Annotated in this window: 10 protein-coding genes; 2 read left to right on the forward strand and 8 right to left on the reverse strand. The window is 42.6% G+C overall.

The window, feature by feature from the left end; all coding sequences use genetic code 11:
• Positions 1 to 9 precede the first annotated feature (9 nt).
• From Q0Q74_RS09290 to Q0Q74_RS09300, 3 genes are read right to left on the reverse strand one after another with little or no spacing between them, the layout of a single operon-like run.
• Entirely contained in the window at positions 10 to 1,674 is a 1,665-nt protein-coding gene (locus Q0Q74_RS09290) for a hypothetical protein (protein WP_294430197.1), read from the reverse strand.
• Positions 1,664 to 4,438, reverse strand: coding sequence for a hypothetical protein (locus Q0Q74_RS09295; protein WP_294430199.1), 2,775 nt, complete (start codon positions 4,436 to 4,438; stop codon positions 1,664 to 1,666). Before Q0Q74_RS09295 ends, Q0Q74_RS09290 begins: the two co-directional genes overlap by 11 nt.
• Positions 4,401 to 6,818 carry an adenylate/guanylate cyclase domain-containing protein gene (locus tag Q0Q74_RS09300; RefSeq protein WP_294430201.1) on the reverse strand — a complete coding sequence of 806 codons (2,418 nt, stop codon included), beginning with the start codon at positions 6,816 to 6,818 and terminating at the stop codon, positions 4,401 to 4,403. Before Q0Q74_RS09300 ends, Q0Q74_RS09295 begins: the two co-directional genes overlap by 38 nt.
• Positions 6,819 to 7,946: 1,128 nt before the next feature.
• Here Q0Q74_RS09300 and Q0Q74_RS14215 point away from each other — a divergent pair.
• Together Q0Q74_RS14215 and Q0Q74_RS09310 are read left to right on the forward strand one after the other, a co-directional pair.
• Entirely contained in the window at positions 7,947 to 8,003 is a 57-nt protein-coding gene (locus Q0Q74_RS14215) for a hypothetical protein (protein WP_367268342.1), read from the forward strand.
• A 681-nt stretch (positions 8,004 to 8,684) separates the two neighbouring features.
• Positions 8,685 to 9,683: a hypothetical protein gene (locus tag Q0Q74_RS09310; RefSeq protein WP_294430203.1), complete on the forward strand. Its 999-nt coding sequence runs from the start codon at positions 8,685 to 8,687 to the stop codon at positions 9,681 to 9,683.
• 254 nt (positions 9,684 to 9,937) lie between these two features.
• On the opposite strand, the gene Q0Q74_RS09315 is transcribed toward Q0Q74_RS09310, so the two are convergent.
• From Q0Q74_RS09315 to Q0Q74_RS09335, 5 genes are all read right to left on the reverse strand, one after another.
• Positions 9,938 to 12,745: a chitobiase/beta-hexosaminidase C-terminal domain-containing protein gene (locus Q0Q74_RS09315; protein WP_294430205.1), complete on the reverse strand. Its 2,808-nt coding sequence runs from the start codon at positions 12,743 to 12,745 to the stop codon at positions 9,938 to 9,940.
• 371 nt (positions 12,746 to 13,116) lie between these two features.
• On the reverse strand, positions 13,117 to 14,730 hold the full coding sequence (locus Q0Q74_RS09320) for a 5'-nucleotidase C-terminal domain-containing protein (RefSeq protein WP_294430206.1): 1,614 nt from the start codon (positions 14,728 to 14,730) through the stop codon (positions 13,117 to 13,119).
• 31 nt (positions 14,731 to 14,761) lie between these two features.
• A complete protein-coding gene (locus tag Q0Q74_RS09325) occupies positions 14,762 to 16,651 on the reverse strand; it encodes a hypothetical protein (protein ID WP_294430208.1) in 1,890 nt (629 codons plus the stop codon).
• 17 nt (positions 16,652 to 16,668) lie between these two features.
• Positions 16,669 to 18,318 carry a hypothetical protein gene (locus Q0Q74_RS09330; RefSeq protein ID WP_294430211.1) on the reverse strand — a complete coding sequence of 550 codons (1,650 nt, stop codon included), beginning with the start codon at positions 18,316 to 18,318 and terminating at the stop codon, positions 16,669 to 16,671.
• A gap of 10 nt (positions 18,319 to 18,328) precedes the next feature.
• Positions 18,329 to 21,241 carry a carboxypeptidase regulatory-like domain-containing protein gene (locus Q0Q74_RS09335; protein WP_294430213.1) on the reverse strand — a complete coding sequence of 971 codons (2,913 nt, stop codon included), beginning with the start codon at positions 21,239 to 21,241 and terminating at the stop codon, positions 18,329 to 18,331.
• Between the last annotated feature and the right edge of the window lie 31 nt (positions 21,242 to 21,272).

Consider the following 21,272-nt stretch of genomic DNA (forward strand, 5'->3'; position numbering starts at 1 on the left):
TTTTGCCCCCTAAAACCTGAATCCGACGCAGGCGAATGGCGTTAAAAAGCCCAGCTGCGAAGACGATGAAACGACATGAGAAAAATCAATGCCTGTCTCAAAGACAATGCACTTCCACGGAATGTAAAAAAGCGAGATTCCTCCGGTTAAGGCAGGATAAGTATAGCTTTTGTCCTCTGGTGAGGGCCTGCTCGGCAAAGAAGACGATGTATTGTATTTAATCGTTTTCTGAATAAAATCAGCTCCGAAGCCGGCCTTTGTGCAAAGGAACAGAGAATCAACCAGTTTATGCTGCCACAAGAATTTTACATCAAAAATTGCAGATTTCAAGTCTGCGGAATAAAAATTGTTTTCTTTTTCAAATTCAAGCCCCAGGAAATTCAGCTCAAAACCGAACCTATTCGAGTCCGTTTTTCCATAAGGAAGTGCCTTTGCCCTGAAATTCAGTGCCGGAGTCATCGATTTGTCATAATTTTCTTTTATCGTTCCGTCGTAAAGATTTAACGCATAGCCCAGGCCGCCTTCAAATGAAACATTCTTCCATATATAGGGGCGCTTTTTACGCTCTTCTTTGGCACGCTTTTTGGCCTCGGCTTTGGCCTTTTTTTCAGCGGCAATTCGTGCGAGTTCTTCAAGACGAGCCTTTTCTGCAGCCTCTTTTTCACGCGCAATCCGCTCTTCTTCACGCCGTTTTTCGGCTTCAGCCCTTTCTTCTGCAAGACGACGCTCCCTTTCAATCCGCGCAATCTCTGCCTTTTCACGCTCCGCCTTTGCCCTTTCTTCTTCAGCAAGTCGTGCCTTTTCCGCCGCTTCTTTTTCGGCAAGGATTCTCGCTTCTTCGGCCAGTTTTGCCTTTTCGGCTTCTTCTTTTTCGCGAACAATTCTTTCTACTTCACGGGCACGCTCTTCTTCAGCAACACGGATATACTCATCCATCTTGTCCGAAAATTCCTTGCGCACTAGCTCTTCACGCTCTTCAACCGCAGTCTTTTTAATCAGCTCAACTTCCGCCGCCGTGTAAGTTTTTTCGCCCTCAACAGTAATCACATCAGAAAGTGAAGAATATCCGCTCACATTCGTTACGCGAAGCCGCCATTTTCCGGGAGGCACATTCTTAAAATCAAGGTGAGTCACAGAATCCGTCTCAGAGGCAGATTTTTTCATTTTGACCCGATCGCCCGCCCGAATCGTTCCCTGCAAAGATTCACTTACAAGCTCGAATTTTGAGTTCGAATTTACATCGTCAATTTTAACATCGAGAGCAACAGCCCCGCCGTCTTTCGGAACTTTCACATTATCTTCTATATAGTTAATCTTTGGCTTGTTTGCCTTGTAGACTTCAAAATTCGTCCATGCAGAAACACCGGCTTCCTTTCCCAAAAAATCATAGGAAAAGACCCTGTAGCGGTATTTTGCAGGTGGAAGAGAAATTTCGGTCGAAGTCTTGTCCGTCGTGATGAACTGAGATTTTCCGTCCGCAAGGCTCTGAATCTCGACCTTGTATTCAAGAGCGTTTGCGTTGCTTTTCCATTCGATTTTCTGATAGAAAGTGCCTTCTTCGGCAAAAAGAGGAATCGCGCACGCAAAGAGAAGCAAAAGAATCAGCGTCTTCAAAACGGTAAGATTCAGGTGAGAAAGCTTATTTTTAAGGAGAAAGTGTTTTTTAATTTCCATACATTTTCCCCGGCTTTACGCCCTCAACTTTATCAGGAGAGGCAAAATCAATTCGGAAAATTTGAGAAGAAGCCTTTCCCCGCTGCTCAAGATAACCGTCTTTTGCATAAGAATAAGGAGTGACCGTCCATTCAAAAGTTCCGACATCAAGAATCGACAAGTCTTTTATACGGACATTCGATGCCTTTGTATTCCGCTCGCTATAAACAGTTTTTCGCGTTCCGTCTGCCTCGCGTTTGTAAAGAACGAAGGTGTATGCGGTCGCGCCCGGAACTTCTTTCCATGTAAATTCAATCGCACGGTGTTTTTTAAGATAATCGCCGCCCATGACGAAATTTGCTGCCGGTGCAACAAGTTTTGGAGAAGAAAGGGCTGGCGTTGGCCCGACGGTGAATCGCATTGTCTTTGAATCGACAGGAATTCCTTCACGCGTGCTGGCCGCAATTTTCCAGAAGTAAGTGCCTTCTGTGAGGCGGTTGAGTGAAAGCGTATTCTTTGTGGTTTCAATCGTATTTATGACTTTTAGGCTTCCGTCTCGCTGCGCTTTCGATAAAATGAAGCGGTAGACTGAAACCTTGTCTTTTCCCGAAATCCAGCTGAAAACAACAGAATTTCTGAGGGCAGAAAGTCCCTGAATTTTCGTATCATAAGCAGGACTTTGAGCAAGAATCGTTGACGGGGCACGAACGCTGAAAGAACGCTCGTTCGGAACGGAAATTCGTGTCTCAGTTGCGACTGCCTGAACAGAGCAAACATAGCTTCCATCTTCAAGAACGAACTGCGCCGAATTGTCTTTGATGCCGTCCTTTTGCTTTACGATTTCGCCGCTTGCCTTAGTGATTTTGATTGAATAAGACTCTGCATCTTCAACGGTTTTCCATGCGACAGTAACAGGAGCGTAATTGTAGACCATGATTTCCTGATTCTGTGCGGGCGAAACGATTTCGGGCGGAGAAAGTTCTGAAAGAACAGTGAACATACGGCTCTGCGTAAGGGCAGAAAGTCCGCCGTTTTCATCACGCACACCCACGCGCCACCAGTAATTTCCTGCAGGCAGGCTCATGTTGTCGAGAACAGAAGAATTTGTCGAGCGTTCAATTTGAATCTTAGTGAATGCGGGCGATGGAGAAATCTGAATGACGGAAACCGTGTTCGCCTTGTCATATTCGTCAGAAAGTTTCCACATGAAAGCCATTGCCGTAACCTTGGGGCCTTCAACACTGAAATTTTCCGGCGGATAAAGCAATTTGTTGTCCTGAATCACATAGCGCACAACGCGGAAAGAGCGGACTTCAGATTCAGGATTCATATCGTCAGCATCAAGGGAATGCCGTACAATCTTCCAGTAATAAGTTCCGTCGCGAAGCTCAGCAGGTGTAAATTCACGGTTAAAACGCGTGTCACTTGTCCTTGCTGAATAAACCGTGTTGGTGAAGGCTGAATCCCTTGCAATCATAAGTTCAAAATCAGCATCCGTGAGTTCCGATTTCCAGATGAAATTTGCGTTGATGTTGTTCTTGTAGACAAGCTGTGCATTTTCGGCCGGTGAATAAAGTTCGGGACGCTTTATTTGAGTATTCTTTTCGATTTTGAATGAAGAAATTTCACTCGCTCCGGCATAGCCCAGTCTGTTAACTGAATAAAAAGGCGTGACTTGCCACCAGTAAGTGCCCTCGCTCAAATCATCAATGCTCACAAAAGTGCCGTTAATCTCTGAATCAGTGACGACGGAACGCATGTCCGGAGTGGACGAAACAAGAAGACGGTATCGTTCGGCATATTCATTTGCGGCCCATCTGAAAGAAATACGCGGCAATGAAGTTCGGTATTTAAAAGAAGAAAATGGCGCAGGAGAAACGAGCCGTGTCTTTTCAATCTTTTCGACTGAAATTTTGCCTTCTGAAGCCTGAGACTTTGCCGACTGAGTGAATGCCCGCCAGAATACCGCGCCATTTTCAAAATGAAGCACCGCAGTGGAAGAATCAGAAAATTTTCGCTCAGAAAGAACTTTCGTAAAATTGCGTGATGCTGAAGTCTGAATCGTGACTTCCTCACCCGAAGTCGTTTTCCATTCAAATCTGACGGGGAGCGAAGAATTCGACACATTGAGAAGTTTCAGTTCCTTTGGCGGATAAATCATCACGACAGGATTTTTCTTTATTTCACGGCCCTTTTCGACATTGACCGATTCCCCTTTAGAAAGGCGAGCAGTCTGGCCGCTTTCGGTAAGGATTTGCGCATTTCCGCTTTTGACTTCAATATTCTGAACGCCATTTGCAGAATCAGAACGGGCAGCGAGCGTACTTCCTGCATCCATGTTGACCAGTGAGCCGTCATCAAGCCGTACTTCAAGCGCAGACCTTGCCGTCGAAGAATCAATCTGAATGTCGCCCGCATTAATCCAAATCTGAATTTTACCGTTTGCATTCGTTCCGACTTGAACCATAGTATTTTCACCCAAATCGACTACGGTTCCATCAGCAAGAGTCAGAATTGCCTCTGCCAAATCAGAAGTTCGGATTGTATCACCATAATAGAGTTTTGTTCCGGTGGCAATGCGTTCCCACACCACCCTGTCATCAAATTTTCTCTGGGCGATGTTGTGCTTGAATGAGATGATTCCGATTTCGTTCTTGTCACTGCGGAGCGTGAATGTGTTCAAATCATGCCAGAAAAGCCAGGCAAAAAAAGCCGCCCCCGACAGACAAAGCACAATCACGATAAAATCAAGGAGCAGCGACTTGAATCTTGTTTTCTTCCGCATCCAGATTTACCTTTTCAAAATCAGGAGTCTCGATTCCAAGTAGTTCCCGCAATTCCTTTAAGGATTTCGGACCTGCAGGACCAACCGTCCGCTCACAATCTTCATCAACTTCAAAATCTTCTTTTTCGGTTGAGAAGAATTCGGCTACATCAAAATTTGGCATGTTCACGACGCCATAAAAATGCTGTTTTCCTTTGCCTTTGACTTCAAATTCGACCGGGATTTTTTCGACGACAATCTCATTACGGATATTCGCCGGTCTGATAATGAAATTGTTTTCTTCACAGCGAATGTAGTCCTTTTTGAGAATGTCATAAGTGTCCTGCGTGATAAGAATGTCCGTTCCGCAGGGCTTGTTTGAGGCTTCCGCACGGCTTGCAAAATTCACGGAATCCCCGATTGAAGTAAACTCCATTTTGTCAAAAGAACCCATGAATCCGACGGTCGCGCGCCCGGAATTCAAGCCCGCCCCGATTCTGATGTTCGGCTTATATTTTGCGAGAGGATCGTGCCTGTGCGCTTCCGTGAACGCATTCGCGTCTTTATTGTACTTCATGAGGGAATAACGCATTGCGATACAGCAAGTAACTGCGCTCAAAGCATCAGCCTTGACATATTCGCGGTGTGCATCTTCTTTTAGGATTCTCGTTACTGAATTTTCACCCATTTTTTCCCATTCAAGATTATCGTTCCTGAGAACACCCCATGCCGCCATGATTGCGTCGCCTTCAAATTTGTCAACGATGCCGCCAGTCTTGTTGATGCAGGTGACCATGCGGCTCATGTAGTCGTTCAAAAATCCGATGATTTCAGCCGCACTGTGCTCGCCGAAGCGATTTTTGAATCCGTCCGAAATTGCCGTAAAACCGCGTATGTCGCTGAAAAAGACCGTGATATCCTTCAAATGCGGTTCAAAATCAATTTCCTTCTTTATAACAGCTTTTGTAACGCCCTTGTTGGTGAGGCGGGAAACCATGTTCAAAATTTCGCGTTCGTTCTTTGTGCTTTTTTCGAGAACGCCGATTTCATCTTTTCGGTTGAGTTTGAGTTCATCAAAAAGTTCCGTGTTGAAGTTGCCGTTATTGACCTCATTGACGATTGAAGTGAGCCGGCGCAAAGGAGTACTCAGAGATTTTGCAAAGAAATAGACAATCAAAAAGGCAAGTGCCAGAACCGCAAACATGATGTAAATATTTCTGATTGTGATTCGCTTGACGCCCTCAAGGATGACAGAAGTTTTGACAATCGTAATGATTCCGCCGTTCCCGATTCCAAGCTTGCGGAACGCACCGATAAATTCATCGCCGTTTTCATCCCTGTATGGAATCTGACCATTGTCTGCCCGGCTGGAAAGCATTTCCTGCACGATTTTTGAAGAGCTTTCGTCGGCTCCAGTTTTCATTTTTTCCAAATCACCGTGAACCAGAATGATGCCGTCATTATTTACAAAGAAAGACTGATTTATGCTGCCCGAAGCAAAACTTTCACCGATTTCAGTAGTTGAATAGAGGAAAGCGACAAATTCTCCCCCCTCATCACTCACGACCGGACAGAAAAGAGAAATCATCGGAACATTGAAGAAAGGAGAAGCGTTTAAGATTTCAAAGATGCCGCTCTTTGCCTTTTCTTCGGCTTCAGTTTCCTGTTGCATATAAGAAAGCACGGAAGATTTTTCGATTTCATTGGTAACAAGGAAAGTTTCATTGGTAAAAAGAGAACTTTTAATATTCCGGCTGAAGTAAACCGCGACAATATCTTTATGCCGGTTAAAATACAGATTTTCAACATTCAGCCTTTCTTCAGAATCCCTTGCCGTAGAAATCAAATCAAGGAACATCGTAACAGAAGAAACTGCACTGTTGATTCGGTTTTCAGTGTCAGAAGCAGTGCGTGAGTTAATCGCCAGATTGTTTTCCTCTGCATTCGAGCGGGTGTCCTGGGTTACAAAATATGATACCGCACTGGTAACGCAACCGACAGCAACCACAAGCAAAAACGAAATGATAATAAGCAGCTTTACACCGATTGGACGACGAATTCTCGCCGCGCGCTCCAGCTTTTTCTGTTCAAGCACATCATATTTTTGAAGAAGTTTGACCGCCGATTTTTCGATTTTAAGCGATTTTTTATCATCAGCAAGGAAGCGTGAGATTTCATCAAGGCGCCGAGGAACATAAGTATCAGGTTCTTCAAGAACAAAATCATTTACATCCGAAGAAAATTTTGGAGCCGCGGCTTCAGCCTGTGCCTTTATGAGCGACTTAGGTCTAACACGAACAAAAGCCCCATGAACTTCTTCGATTTTCTGAGAAACATTCTTTTTTTTAAAGGGCACAAAATCCCCGTAAGTCAGTGCATTGAGCTCAGCGCCAAATTCCATTTCAAATCCATTTTTTTAGAGATTCCCTATATTATCGGCAAAAAATCGTAAATAAACAACTGACAAATTCAACGGGATGCACAAGCTGGAGCGGCCTTTTCTGTAATTATAACAAAATATTATCTGTAGACATTGCCGAAATGTGACTTTTTTTTCAAATAAATAAGTGTAGTAAGAAGAGAAAACTCACTCCATCTCTTTTACAACTTATTTATTTGGAGGAAGTCATGAAAAAACGACTTCGTAACAAAAAGCGCAATCGCATTAGTGCATCTCGCAAACGAGCGCCTAAGCGTACTTACCGCGACAGCTTGTTCCGCACGATTTTTGGCGGCAAGGACGAACGAAGTAAACGCTGGCTTTTGTCACTTTACAATGCGCTGAGCGGAAGAAACCACACAAACATCAATGACTTGGAAATCACCACGCTCGAAGATGTGATTTATGTCTCAATGAAAAATGATTTGTCCTTTCTGATTCACTCGCAAATGTGCCTGTATGAGCACCAAAGCACAGTGAATCCGAACATGCCGCTCCGAGGGATGCTGTACTTCTCGCAACTGTACCAGCAGTACATCGACAAACACAAAAAGAACCTCTACGGCAGCGTGCTTGTAAAAATCCCCGCCCCGCAATTCATTGTGTTCTATAACGGTGACACGGAGCAAGCAGATATTGTGGAATACAAACTTTCTGATGCATTTATAAGAGATGAATCAAAAAATGCAACGGAAAGCGGGCAATCACAAATATCTTGTCAGAACACAAATGACGCAAAATTTGAATGGACCGCGACCGTGATAAATATCAACAAAAACCACAACGAAAGTCTTTCAAAAAACTGCGAGCCGTTGTATCATTATCGAGAGTTCGTAAATCAAGTAAAGGAAAACCTTTCGAGCGGAATGAGTTTTGACAGTGCGGTTAACGAGGCAGTTGACTTCGCAATCAAAAGCGACTTCCTTGAAGGATTTTTCCGGGAGAATCGCATGAAGATTTTGGATGACATTTATACCGAGTTTGACCAGGAATCTTACGATGAAACACTCCGAAACGATGGCCGCATAGAAAATGCCATCGCAAATGCGAAGAACCTTCTTTTAGAAACAGATTTATCTCCTGAGAAAATTGCTCGGTGTTGCTCGCTTCCATTGGAACAAGTGCTTACACTTAAAGAGGAAATAGAATCCGTCGCTGTCAGTCACTAAATTTGACAGTACCAAACAGGTCGTATGACAGTACCATATCGCGATATGGTACTGTCATACGGTCATTAATATTGCAGTTAATTCTCGCGAGAAATGCTCTCCATGAGTCATAGGCCGTGTTATAAGCATTTATATCATCATACCTTGGCATTCCATTTTGAAGATATTCGAATTTTCCACCGCAAAGGTAATATACAATTTTGTAGCGATTGATTACTTTGCTTATCGTGCTGTCATCAATCATAAAAGCAGTTTCATCATAAGGAGCGCCACCGACATAACCTGTATCAGTTTCATCACTTATAGAAAAATCATCGTCAAGTTTTTTTTGCGCAACATTCCTTGTCCACGAAAGGATGTCGCCCCTTCTCTTTTTGGACTAAACCCCACATGGAGGTGGGTAAGAGACGAATAATTCGCAAGAATTTTGCTTTGCAAAATTCTTGTTACGACATGGATGTCGCCCCTTCGCTCGCGCTCATTGCCAGCAAGCTGGCAACTTCGGGGTTCCATAGCGGAGCAGCCGTTTCCGTTAATTATAACAAAATATTATCTGTAGACATTGCCGAAATGTTACTTTTTTTTCAAATAAATAAGTGTAGTAAGAAGAGAAAACTCACTCCATCTCTTTTACAACTTATTTATTTGGAGGAAGTTCATGAAAAAAAGAATTAGAAACAAAAAACGCAATCGTCTTAGTTCATCTCGCAGACGAGAACCGAAACGCACCTACCGCGACAGCTTGTTCCGCACGATTTTTGGCGGCAAGGACGCGCGCAGTAAACGCTGGCTACTCTCGCTCTACAACGCCCTGAGCGGCAGGAACCACACCAACATCGAAGACCTGGAAATCACCACGCTTGAAGATGTGATTTATGTCTCGATGAAAAATGATTTGTCCTTTCTGATTCATTCGCAGATGTGCCTGTACGAGCACCAGAGCACAGTGAATCCGAACATGCCGCTCCGAGGGATGCTGTATTTCTCGCAACTGTACCAGCAGTACATCGACAAACACAAAAAGAACCTCTACGGAAGCGTGCTTGTGAAAATCCCCGCTCCACAGTTCATCGTGTTTTATAATGGCGATACGGAACAAGCGGATATTGTGGAATACAAACTTTCTGATGCATTTATAAAAGACGAATTAAACACTTTAGCGAACCTCTCTCATGAAGATAGTCAAGCGAAAATATCTTGTCAGAACCAGAATGTCACGAAATTTGAATGGACCGCAACCGTGATAAATATCAACAAAAACCACAACGAAAGCCTTTCAAAAAACTGCGAGCCGTTGTATCATTATCGAGAGTTCGTAAATCAAGTAAAGGAAAACCTTTCGAGCGGAATGAGTTTTGACAGTGCGGTTAACGAGGCAGTTGACTTCGCAATCAAAAGCGACTTCCTTGAAGGATTTTTCCGGGAGAATCGCATGAAGATTTTGGATGACATTTATACCGAGTTTGACCAGGAATCTTACGATGAAACGCTACGAAACGATGGCCGCATAGAAAATGCCATCGCAAGTGCGAAGAATCTGATTCTCATGCATATTCTTACTCCAGAGCAGATTGCACAGGCGGTTTCTCTTCCATTGGAACAGGTGCTTGCGCTCAAAGAGGAACTTACACGAGAAGTCGTTAGTGTAACGAACTAAACCAAAAGCTGTCAGTCAGTTTTTTGATGCTACGGAAACAGTTCAATCGTACTCTTTTCGCAGTACGACAAGAGCATAACAATAGTATCCGCGTACTATTATTTAAGCATCACATGAATACGGCAACAGTTTTTTGGAACTATTGCCGTATTTTTTTTCAATGCTCTTTAACATCAGAAAAAAAATGCCGCACTGCAGGATGCAATGCGGCGTATTGGTTTTACGAGAAAACCCTTTTGTTTAGAAACTAAAAATTAATAACCCCAGATTTCAATTCCAGTAAGCTGAGAGTTATTAGCATTAGTTACTTTAATAACATATACATTGCCTGCAGCCTGATATGCAGATGCAATATCATACTCATGATCTACTTTAGCACTTGTAGTCTGAGTACTTACTGCTGTGTCACCAACGAAAATATTCTGTGTAACTTTTGCTCCACCGCTAGAACTTCCTTTAACAACGATCTTTGTAGTAGTCCAGTCAAAAGCAGGAAGAGAAACATATGCTCCCTGTTTACCATAAATCAATGCATTATCCAGAGCTTTTGAACCGGCAGAAAGTTTTACCGAATAAGTTCCATATGTATAAGTTGCTTCTTCAGTCGAATAAGCATCTTTAGGAATTCCCCAAGTTGTTGCAGGATTAGTGAAATCTAATGTAGCTTTTACTACAGGTGTTACACCTGCTGCCAAAACTGTATAACTAGCACTTGAAACTTCAGAAGAATTTCCATCACTGATTGCAATTGCCTTAATTGTTACATCAGCTGTAAGGGTGATAGGTGTAGTATAAGCTGTAGAAGCAGAAGTAGGTGTATTACCATCTGTTGTATAGTAAATTGCTGCACCTGCTGTTTTACAAGTAAGTGTTACAGTTGTTCCGGAATTAACTGAAGAACCGCTTGCTACGCTGAAATCTGGTGCATAAACATATCCTGCTGGCATTGGAACAGTTCCTTCAGCTTTATGGAACATTTCAGCAAGCTGGATTGTTGCATCACCTGTTTGTGGAGTTCTGTTATATACATAACCAAAGAACGACTTAGCAGTTCCATCATCATCTTTCTGTGTATAAACAGTTGCTTTAGCATCTTTATAATCTGCCGCTTTTCCGTTTACAGCACAAAGCTGACCTGTTGTATAAGTTGTAAAGTCATCTTTTCCTGTAAGGTTGATGTAATAAATCTTATCAGTTGATTTTGGCTCAGTAACTGTGATATTAGCACCTGTAACTTCATACAAGCCGCTGTAAACGCTACCTTTAGTTACAGTAAATTCAATTTTTGAACCTACTCGTGCATTTGTTGGAAGCGAAACATTGTAGAAATAAACACCTGCGCTCTTGTCCTGAACAAGGTACTGTTTATTTGAAGATCCGTTATAAGCAACGATGTAACCTGAGTATTTTGTATCGCTTGCGTCTGTAGGCTGAGCCTTAGCAAGGGCAGCAAGATTTCCATCCAAAGCGTAGTTATTTGTTTCATCAAGTGCAACAAATGTTGTATCAAAAGCTGTAAGGTATTCGAACATCTTGACCTGTGACTTCTCGGTTCCTTTAACAGCAATTGTAAACAGAGTTACATCGTCATTGACTGTGTATGAAGATGCTTTTGTAAATTGTGTGCTAGATGGATCGAAGTCCTTTCGGGCAAATTCTGTTGTTGAATAGTAAATGTCTGCACCAGTTGTGTCACACTCAAATGTAACGACAGTTCCGGCTTCATAGTAACCAGATTTAGCTGCTTTTGATGTAGTAGCCTTAACATTTTCAACATCTGGGATATCAAGATCTGCTTCAGTTGCAGCAAGCTGAGTCCAAACACTGAACTGATACTTTGCAGAAGCATAAACAACAGGTCCGATGTTGAGTTTTAATGTTTCTACATCTGCAGCAGGGTTAGCACCTGCTGTGTAAATATTATCATAAGTTGAAGTGTGTTCATTCGCTTTTGCCACAAATCCACGAAGAAGTGTTCCAGCTCCCATAAATTCACGGAAATCAACGAAATAGCTTGGGATTTTTTTGTAGAAGATTTTTCTAGTTGCTTTTGAATCGTCTTTTTCAATAGAGCCAAAAGTTGTGATTTCTGTTACACCACTTGTTTCATAAATCATGCCAGCATTTGCACCCTGAACAGTTACATAGTCGCCAATTGCATAAGTAGTAACTGAGGTATCAATATTGTAAATCTGAATTCCGGCATTTTTGTCCTGAATATAGATATATGGTTTTCCACTGCTAACCTTGTTTGCGGCAAGAGTTACATAGCCTTTAAGCTCAAGACCATCACCGAAAGATGCACCTTCTTTTCCATTAATAGCATCTACAGCTTTAGCAATGTTTCCATTCTCTTCAAATTCACCTTCTGCATAAACAATTGAGCAGTCATAATCAACTGTTGTGACCTTTGACCAGCCGTTAGTTCCTTTTGCGATTGCAGAAAGTTTGAGAGGTTTTTCGATTTTGATTACTGCTGCTGATGTATATTCAGTACCAGCAGTGGCAGCATTAGATGCTGTAAGTTCTGTTGTTGTAGAATAGTAGATTTTTACAACATCATCTGTTACAGATGATGTTGAAGCAATTGTAACAGTCGTTCCATACGGATAAAGACCTGTATCTTTATCTGCGGGAGCACTTGGAGTAAATTCCGGCTTAGAAGGAACAGGAAGTACAACAAATTTCCATGATTTCAACTCTGATTTACGATCGTTCAATTCTGCATAAGCGTAAAGAGTGCTGTTTCCTGTAATCTGGACTTTTTTATTTGAACCAACATTCTTGAAACCAGCTTTATCAATATTTGCAGCGGTAATTTCAGTGTCGCTGAAAACATATTTGATGGCAGCGCCAGCAGTTTCACAAGAGAGAGTGACTGAATCATTCTCTGCAATTCCGTAAGTTCCATCAGCGTTCTGAGTTCCGCCGTTCATTACGACAGATGCGATTGGTTTTTCTGATTCTCCAGAATCATCGTCATCGCTGGAACAAGCGGCAATCGCAAAGATTGATGCGGCCACCAATATTCCCTTAAAAAGATTTCTAATGTTTACTTTCATAAAAAATCCTCCTTCATTATGAAAATAAGTGATTTTTACATCCAACATTTTTTAATGTGTCGGAAAAATGCTAAAGTATCAGTGTACACCATTTCTTTAATAATGCAAGAGTTTTTTTTGGGATTTATATTTGAAATTTCCTGCGGAAAGTGAATAGGCAATGTCCACAGATAATATTTTGTTATCTTTAACAGAAAAAGCCGCCAAGCTATGGAGTGGTGGCGAAAGCCAGCCACTGGACTGAGCGTAGCGAGGGAAGCGGCCGAGCGGATAGCGAGCCACGGAACAGCGTCAGACTCGCTCTGCTGCGCAAAAAAAAAGGCGTGACCGTAAAAGATCACGCCTTTAATCATGAAATATCAGCTCAGGTTTTACTCAGCAAAGAGAATCTGAGGAATTTCGCTCCAGCCTTTGCGAACGGCACCCCAGCTCTTGAGCTGTTCGATTACTGCATCACGGAATGGAATATAAGTGTTGTTTGCAGAAATTGTGCCTGCCTTGATTCCGTCAGAAATTACAGTGTATTTGTCACCGCCTTCTGCCATGAAGTCATTTACAACACAAGTGTAAGTTTCGTTATCGTTGACTGTGCGACCGTCATCAAGAACGATTCTTGTTACGCGTGAACCTTCTGGCTGGCGTGAAGAATATGAAACTTTTCCACCAGCGAACTGACCTGCTCTGAAACCAACAGAGTTAATACCGTGGTCAACGATTTTCTTGAGGTCTTTTCCTTTCAAAGTAAGAATAACGCCTGTATTGTCAAATGGAATCAATTCCCACATGTCGTTTACAGTAAGTGTTCCTGCTTTAACTGACTTGCGGAGACCGCCACCATTTGTTACAGCAAAGTCTGTTTTGTAAGCAGATTTCATTGCAGAAGCAATTGTATATCCAAGTGGAGTGACATTCGGAACAGTCTCTTCATGGCTGAGTTCATCTTCAACCTGACAAATCTTCTCGCCGAGCTGTCCGCCATATTTTGCCTTGTATTCAGCAACGAGTGAAAGAATCTCTGGGTCTTCTGTAATTGCATCTTTATTTTTGAAAACTTCGATGACATTACCTTTAGCACTCTTCAAGCCCTTTTCATTGAAAGTGAGCTTAATCTGGCTGATTGCACGGCCATAGTTGTATGCCTGAACGATTGGTTTTCCGTTGATTGTGCCGTTTACATACTCGTGGCTGTGACCGGTAATGATTGCTGCAACTCCATTAAGTTTTGCAACATCTTCAAGTTCGAACTTATCAGTAGGATCATTACTTGCAGAAACTGGGGTTCCTGAAAGGCGGTTCATGTGGCTTCCGATGTGGCTCAAAACAACTACTGCTTCTGGTGAATAAGTTGCTTCGACCTTGCGCAAAACCTTTCGAATACATTTTGCAGGGTCAAGGAACTCGAAATTCTCAATGCGCTTTTTAGCTGCGGTAAATACAGTGTCTTTTGTAGCAGAACCGATGATACAAATGAGGTGACCGCCGATGTAGCAGAGTTCATATTCTTTACACCATGACGGGATTTTTCCTGTTCGTTTGTCGATGAGGTTACAGGCAACGAAATTGAATCCGCCGTCAGCTTCCCATTTTGCGAACAAGTCATCGCCCCAGTCAAATTCATGGTTACCAATTGCACTTGTTACAAGACCGACTTTTTTGAAGAAGTCGCTCATGATTTTGCCCTGGCTGAGATTAGAGAGAGCACTACCCTGATAGTTGTCACCAGCAGAAACAAAAATGCTTTCTGGGTTAGCAAGTTTGAGCTCTTTGATTACTTCGCTGAGTTTAGCACCACCCGGATTTTTACCAGCAAGGTCTTCCTCGATTGTTCCGTGGATGTCATTCACGGCGAAAATGCTAACATATTTAGACTTTCCGTTCTCAAGGAACTGGGAAGCAGAATTTGTCGTTCCATAAGATGGAATCTTCTGTGCAAACACGCCTGCAGCAAGAAGAGCCGCAGTTAAAAAAGCTATTAATTTTTTCATATATTATACCTCGTTAATGCGATTGTCCGTTTTAGTCCAGTTTGATTCTTCCGTTTACTGTGAAGCTTGAATTGCGCTCGTCGTTATATCGTGAATAAGACGGTGAAGTTACATAAGCACAAGAAAGCTCAAGCTGTTTTACAGGGTTGAAACGGACACCTGCGCGAAGCTGTGTGAAATCAATGAATTCCTGATCTGGGAGACCTTTGTAATCATCCCATTCAGCAAGCTCAGAATTCTTATAGTAGTGAGCATTTCCGAACAATGTTACAGGAAGATTCAACAAATCCGCGAAACCAACTTCAAGACCTGCTTCAAGACCAAGACCATTCATTTTTGAATCATACATGAATGCCTCTCCGCCAAGAGTCAAATCAACGATATCAAGTGCAATGAAATACTTAGGATTGAATTCAAGTTTTCCTTTTGCAATCATAGCGTCTTTGAGGTTTGCGACATAGTAATCAGAGTCAACTGTATATCCATAGAAGCGGTCTTCTGTAGTGTTGTATGTTTTGTGGCTGAAGTACTTGCTCTTGAACTGACCTTCTCCACTGAGTTTCAATCCGAATGCACGGATGCTTGCGTTTGCAGCAGCAGAATATGCAGATTCATAATCAGCATCGTCTACTTCACGGTCTTTGTAATTGAGGAACATTCCTTCTACGCCAGCCTCAAGAGTGAGGAATCCAGCAAGACCAGCCTTTTCGAATGTAGCAAAAGCGTCTACAGCATAGTTTTTGTTTGCAACAAGTGCATCACTGTAAATTCCGTCAACACCAAAAAGAACATTCATGCTCAACGGCTCAACAAACAGGTTATATCGTGCGCCAGCCTTGAATGCAAGTTCACCCTCAAGACCTTCATAGTACTCAAGACCTGTTGTATCATAATTTTCTGGTTCCTGATCAATACCACCTGCAATACCAGATGCAAGGATTACGCTGAGACCTTTTACCAATCCCTGTTTGAGTGCAACTTCAACAGCAGCGCCACCTTCTGACTGTCCTGCAAGATAAGAATTGATGTTTTTTCCTACAGTAAGACGCTTTCCAAGGAAGTCGATACGAGTGTCTAAGATTCCACCGATGTTTGTAAATTTGATGTATGCAGAAGAAACTGCGTCCCCAAGTTCTGTAGCTGCAACGGTTCCTTTTGCAACCTTTGAGAATTCGCGTTTTGCCCGCATTTTGAGCTGAGCAGCTTTCTTAACGCTGTCAGTCTTTGTCTGATAATCAAGCTGATTTACATCAGAAGTACCAAAATCATCTTTTATGCTGGTATCGATTGCAGTTGTAATAGCATATTTGATGTCCTGATACAAAGCTTCACCGTCTGCCCATTTCTGGCTGTCCCAGACAACATTTTTTGCATCTTCAACAGTAGTGCCTTTAATGAACTGATAGCGGCCTGAAGAAGAACCGTAAGATGTTGTTGGCCACGGGCTTCCAGGGAAATTGCTAAGACCGCTGAATCTGAGGCTTGAAGGAGCCGGAAGTTTGTATTTCTGCCAGTTTGCTTCGTACCAGTCAATCATCGGCTGGATGAGAGAATAATGGTTTGTGTTGCTTGTTTCAGTGTAGCTTGAACCGCCCTTTACAGCCTTGTTAAGCACATCAAGGTCAACCCCAAGACCAACTTCATAACCAACTTCTGAACGGTCTTCAATTCCGTCTTCTTTTTCTACTGACCATTCACTTGCTTTTGAGAATGAACCTTTAATTGAAACATTCAAGTCAGCATCATAGTCATTTGAAAGACCAGGAATTTCTTTTATAGTCTCGTTCTTGTCGATGTTGAACGCACCAGCTGAGAACGAAACATCCGCACTGAATTCAGGATGAAGCGCAGTGCTTGTCTCCTGGGCAAATGCCGGCAGCACAAAAGCCGCACAAGCCAAAATTGCATAAATCTTTTTCATAAAAACCCCTTTAATCACTATTTCAATCGTTTGTAGAATACAATGTCGTAAGCATCACCAGATCCGCTGTATGAACCAAAAGCAGATTTATAATACTCAATGGCACGACCACTCTTATTCTTAATCAGTTTGGTACCATCTGCTGAACCAGCAGAAATAGTCCATTTAGCATCATCTGATGGAACTCCCACCAAAGAAAGACTTGAATTTGCGGTTGACGCGAGGAATTTGCCATTGAAAGTAAAGACATAATATTCCTCTCGCTTATTAACACAGAAAGCCGCCATACTGCCCATGTAGGTCAATGTGTCTTCAAGAGACTCACTTACAGCCTGCAGTGTTGTACCGCTTGGAGTTCCGATGAGTGATTCGTTTTTAGGATTTGCAAACAAAATAACATCACCGTCCGCGATCTCATCAAAAGCTACTTTCTGATAAGTACCACTGATATTTGAAGTCATGTTGTACTCATCTGTACTTGCAGTGATGTCATAAAGCTGTTCAGTTTCGTCTGTTGAGCTGACACAGAACTGCAATCCTTCTTCACTGAAATCAACAGGTGTTTCTCCTGAAACGAGGCTCTTGTAGAAACCGCCGTTTTTGTACAGGAAGATTGCATTGCCGTCATGGCTGACAGTAGGACACTGAATGTAGCTTGCCCCGCTTGTATAGAAAGTTACTGTAACCGTATGCTTTGATTCGTTAATTTCTACCTTATTATAGTCATTTGTAGATTCAAAACGAACATAGGTAAGGCATTTTCCAGCTTCGCTAGGTTTATAGCTTGTGGTGTTTTTCTTTGGAAGCCGTTCACCAGCCGTAGCCTTTGCATCGCCGTCTGCATTTGTAGCGTACGAAAGAATCCACTGGCTTTCATCAAACTTAGCATTTCCAAAATATGTGTTATCCTTACGCTGCATCTGTTTTTCAGCAATCCAGTTCACACCGTTTCCTGCACCATCATTCGGGCCAAGAGAATCGATGACAGTTCCTTTATAAGTGATTGTAAAGGTATCCTGGTCTGAGAACGAAATAATGCCGTTGTACGAAAAGTCGCTCTTAAATACAGCAGTATCTGTTGATTTTTCCGTGAACCATGAACAGCGCTGACTGTAAATTACAAGAGCCTTTTTAGAAGCAAGTTTTATGCCAGTAAGAGGCACGCTCTGGTCCAAATCAGAACGCCGCTTGCCTTCCTTCCATACATGGCGATTAAGGTAAACATCTGAAAGATCAAGTTCTTCATCAGAAACATTCGAAATCTCTACGAACTGATTGTTTGTCGATTTATAGTTGAAAGAAGCACCGTTATACAGTTCCGTAAAATACAAAGTGCCTCTATCAATTCTATCACCGATAGTCTTAAAGATTACTGAATAGGTCACTGTCTGACTTTTGGTTCCGACCTTGATGAGAACAGGACTGTCTTCAGAGCTAATGTCACCCAGACTTGTCAAAAGCGAAGTTCCGCTTCCACAAGAAATAGAAGGTGTACCGCTTGCCTCTGCAGAAACAGTAATAGTCTTTGCATTCTGATCGATTACGCCAGAATAGCCGCCAAGAGTAAATCTTGTGATTACAGCATCCTCGTCTTCATCCTCTGCACAAGAGACGAATAAAGCACCTGCAAGAAGGAATGCCGAAATTATGCTTAATAACTTTTTCATCTCTTCCTCCTTAGTTGAATGCTCCCGGAATGCGGATAATATCCGGGTCATGATCCGAAAGATTTATATGGTTGTTTCGTGAGAACATAGAGTTAATATGCGGAATAAAGCAATAATCCTTCCATGCCGTATTGGTCTTATCAGTTTTATCTTCAAGAGCATAAGGCTCAACTTTCTTCCACAAAGCCTCAGAAACGAAGATATGGTCAATTTCCTGCATGTTTCCACGGTAGGTATAAGAGAACTGCTCAACATAAGGCATAAGCTCTTCAACTACGCTCCACAAAACCTGCTTTTGATTCTTGGTGTCATAACCGTAGTTATCACCTTTAAGAATTCGCTGTGGTGTAGAGTAAGCGAAGTCGTTCATATCGCCGCCAACAACAATCTTTGCATTTGGGTCAAGATTGAGGATTGACTGAACGAACTCATTTACAGTACGAGCCTGTCTGTCTCGCTTGTTTTCACTAAGAAGAAGTGGCGGCTGAACGCTTCCATAGAGTGGGAAGTCACCGCGCTTAGAACCCAAGTGACAGCCGACTACGAAGAAGTTCTCGCCAGTATCATTGCCTTCGCTGTCAAGAAGCTCAAATTCCTGAACGATTGGACGGCGTGAACCATTGAACGGTTCAGCAAGAATGTGGCTTGGAGACTGTGTAAGATGAACCTTACCGTCTGTACCTTTGTAGGCAGTTGTTGATGCCTCTGCAAGAGCCCAGCCCTGTGCATGATGATTAGAAGTCTGAACTGGCCATTCGCTCTCATCAAGCAATGCTCCAGAGTAGCTGCCTCCATGAGTGTTCAAATAGTTGTTGTTAGGAAGACCGCTATCAACAGCTTTTACACGCTCGGTGTTATAAAGGAAGCCAACACGAATATTAACGCCAGCCTTACCACCACAATCCTGTTCTTTATGGTCAACACATCGGAAATCGTACTGAGGTCCGCCAAAGCTCTTAATGTCATTGATAATGCCTGAGAAATTCCTTACAGCAGTAACAACACCGTCTTTTTCACCCCAGCTGTTACCCTGGTTGTCATAATGGATTGGAGTAGCCTTGTCGTCACCCATTTCAACGATAATCAAAACATCCGGATAAAGCAGGTTGTTTTTGATGACATAAGCAACATTCTTCTGCTTGTCATTACTAGACCCCTGTGCCTCATAGTTTTCGATGTTGAATGCTGCAACCGTGAGGGAATCATGTTCTGTATTACCTTTGTCAACGCTTGATTTATCTTTCCAGCCAGGAGTAAACAATTCAGATGCGTCAAAACTTGCTGCGCCAGAACCAGTTCTCCATGGGATAGATTTTGTCGTTGATACCTTTTTAACACCAGCATCTCCATCATTAGAAATGCTTGTACCTACACCAGAATCAGCTTTATAATACCATGAATCCTTGGTATCGAAATTCCACTTCTGATTAGGAAGTGTCTGTCCAGAAACGCTTTTAAGTGCTGTGCTGTCAGTTCTTGTATAGAAAGGAGTTGAAGAGGTTTTGTAAACTTCACCTGTTACATAGCTGCTTGCCGCATTGTTCAATGGACGAGCCATGAAAATTCCGTCTACAGTGTAATCCATTACACCACGGAAAACCCTTTCATTATTTGAATCTTTGAGATAATCACCGTTCTGCGAGATGGCATAGAATGTCGTCCAGTCAACAGCCTGATAATCAACAAAAAGAAGCTCTTCGTTAAAATCCTGAACACCGTCAGTGCGTTCCCAAATTACATCGCCGCTCCATTTTTCATTGAAGGTGCGTGCATAAGAACCGCCTGTAACAGTTCCTGGTTTTGATGTTGCATCAATTCCTTTTTTGCCGCCGTCAGCAAGAACGCCAGTGATATTATAATAGGTAGAACCTACAACGAGCGGGTTGTCAATGCGAACGACCATGCCTTCAACTGATTCGAGAACTTTAATTGCCTCTTTCATCGGAGTTTTTGATTCGCTGTCAAACGGCATTACACGGTATTCACGCTTTCCGTCTGTTTCATGACCAGCAACCCAAGCCTGACCATAGCTTTCTGTATAGGTAAGCAAAACACCATCAGGATAGTAGCTTGAAGCACTGTTGTATTTTTCTTTTAAGACAACAGCATCCGCATTGATTTCAGTGCGGCTCAAAGCACCAGTTGCACTGTCAAATCGGTCAAGGTGTCGAACTTCCTCAACAGTACCGTTTACGATAACGACATCACCAGCCTGCAAATCAGTTGGAAGTCCTTCCTTCCAGTGTGATTCTTCGGTTTCATCAAAACGAGGATCATGTGTGTTTACGAAGATACCGTTTGATTTTTTGCCAGAAAGGTCCTTTTCATCAGGCAAAGCTTCCATGAAGAATCCATCATAGCTGAGCCACTGAGGAATGGTTTCACCGTCAAGGTCAGTCGTATCGTACTTGAAGTGAGGAGCACGGTGGCAAATCATTGTGACGACACCCTTGATGCCCTGAACTTCTTCGCCCTTCAACGGACTCTCTGCAGAATCGCCCTGAATGTCAGAAATTTTAAGGTCACCCTTAACAGCCACAAAATTGACATTCTCAACAACGCCATTTTTTGCACTGACTCCGACATTGACTACATTACCAGCATAAGCAGCTTCTGCGGTCAAAGCAGAAAAATTCGGTACAAAGGTGTAACCCAATTTCTTTGCCTGAACAGTAGCGCTCACCTTTCCAAGACCTTCAAGTTCATAAGAACCATCTGATTTTGTTGTGGCAGTAGCGGAGATTCCTTTTATTGAAATTTCAACGCCCGAAACAGCGGCGTTGCTTTCGTCCAAGACTACACCTTTTATGGAGTAGCGACCCGTCTTATTGTCACCGTCGATTTGCGAACATGCGGCAAAAAAAGACATAAAGGACAGAATCACAAGACCTGCCCTTAACTTGTTATATAATTTTTTTTCCATAACCTATAACAATACCCCCAGTTGCATAAAA

Source organism: uncultured Treponema sp. (genome assembly GCF_946187725.1).
Taxonomy (GTDB): domain Bacteria; phylum Spirochaetota; class Spirochaetia; order Treponematales; family Treponemataceae; genus Treponema_D.

Excerpts from the sequence above, each read along its gene's own strand:
- Q0Q74_RS09290 (WP_294430197.1), bottom strand. The coding sequence starts at position 1,674 with ATGGAAATTAAAAAACACTTTCTCCTTAAAAATAAGCTTTCTCACCTG.
- Q0Q74_RS09295 (WP_294430199.1), bottom strand. The coding sequence starts at position 4,438 with ATGCGGAAGAAAACAAGATTCAAGTCGCTGCTCCTTGATTTTATCGTG.
- Q0Q74_RS09300 (WP_294430201.1), bottom strand. The coding sequence starts at position 6,818 with ATGGAATTTGGCGCTGAGCTCAATGCACTGACTTACGGGGATTTTGTG.
- Q0Q74_RS09310 (WP_294430203.1), top strand. The coding sequence starts at position 8,685 with ATGAAAAAAAGAATTAGAAACAAAAAACGCAATCGTCTTAGTTCATCT.
- Q0Q74_RS09315 (WP_294430205.1), bottom strand. The coding sequence starts at position 12,745 with ATGAAAGTAAACATTAGAAATCTTTTTAAGGGAATATTGGTGGCCGCA.
- Q0Q74_RS09320 (WP_294430206.1), bottom strand. The coding sequence starts at position 14,730 with ATGAAAAAATTAATAGCTTTTTTAACTGCGGCTCTTCTTGCTGCAGGC.
- Q0Q74_RS09325 (WP_294430208.1), bottom strand. The coding sequence starts at position 16,651 with ATGAAAAAGATTTATGCAATTTTGGCTTGTGCGGCTTTTGTGCTGCCG.
- Q0Q74_RS09330 (WP_294430211.1), bottom strand. The coding sequence starts at position 18,318 with ATGAAAAAGTTATTAAGCATAATTTCGGCATTCCTTCTTGCAGGTGCT.
- Q0Q74_RS09335 (WP_294430213.1), bottom strand. The coding sequence starts at position 21,241 with ATGGAAAAAAAATTATATAACAAGTTAAGGGCAGGTCTTGTGATTCTG.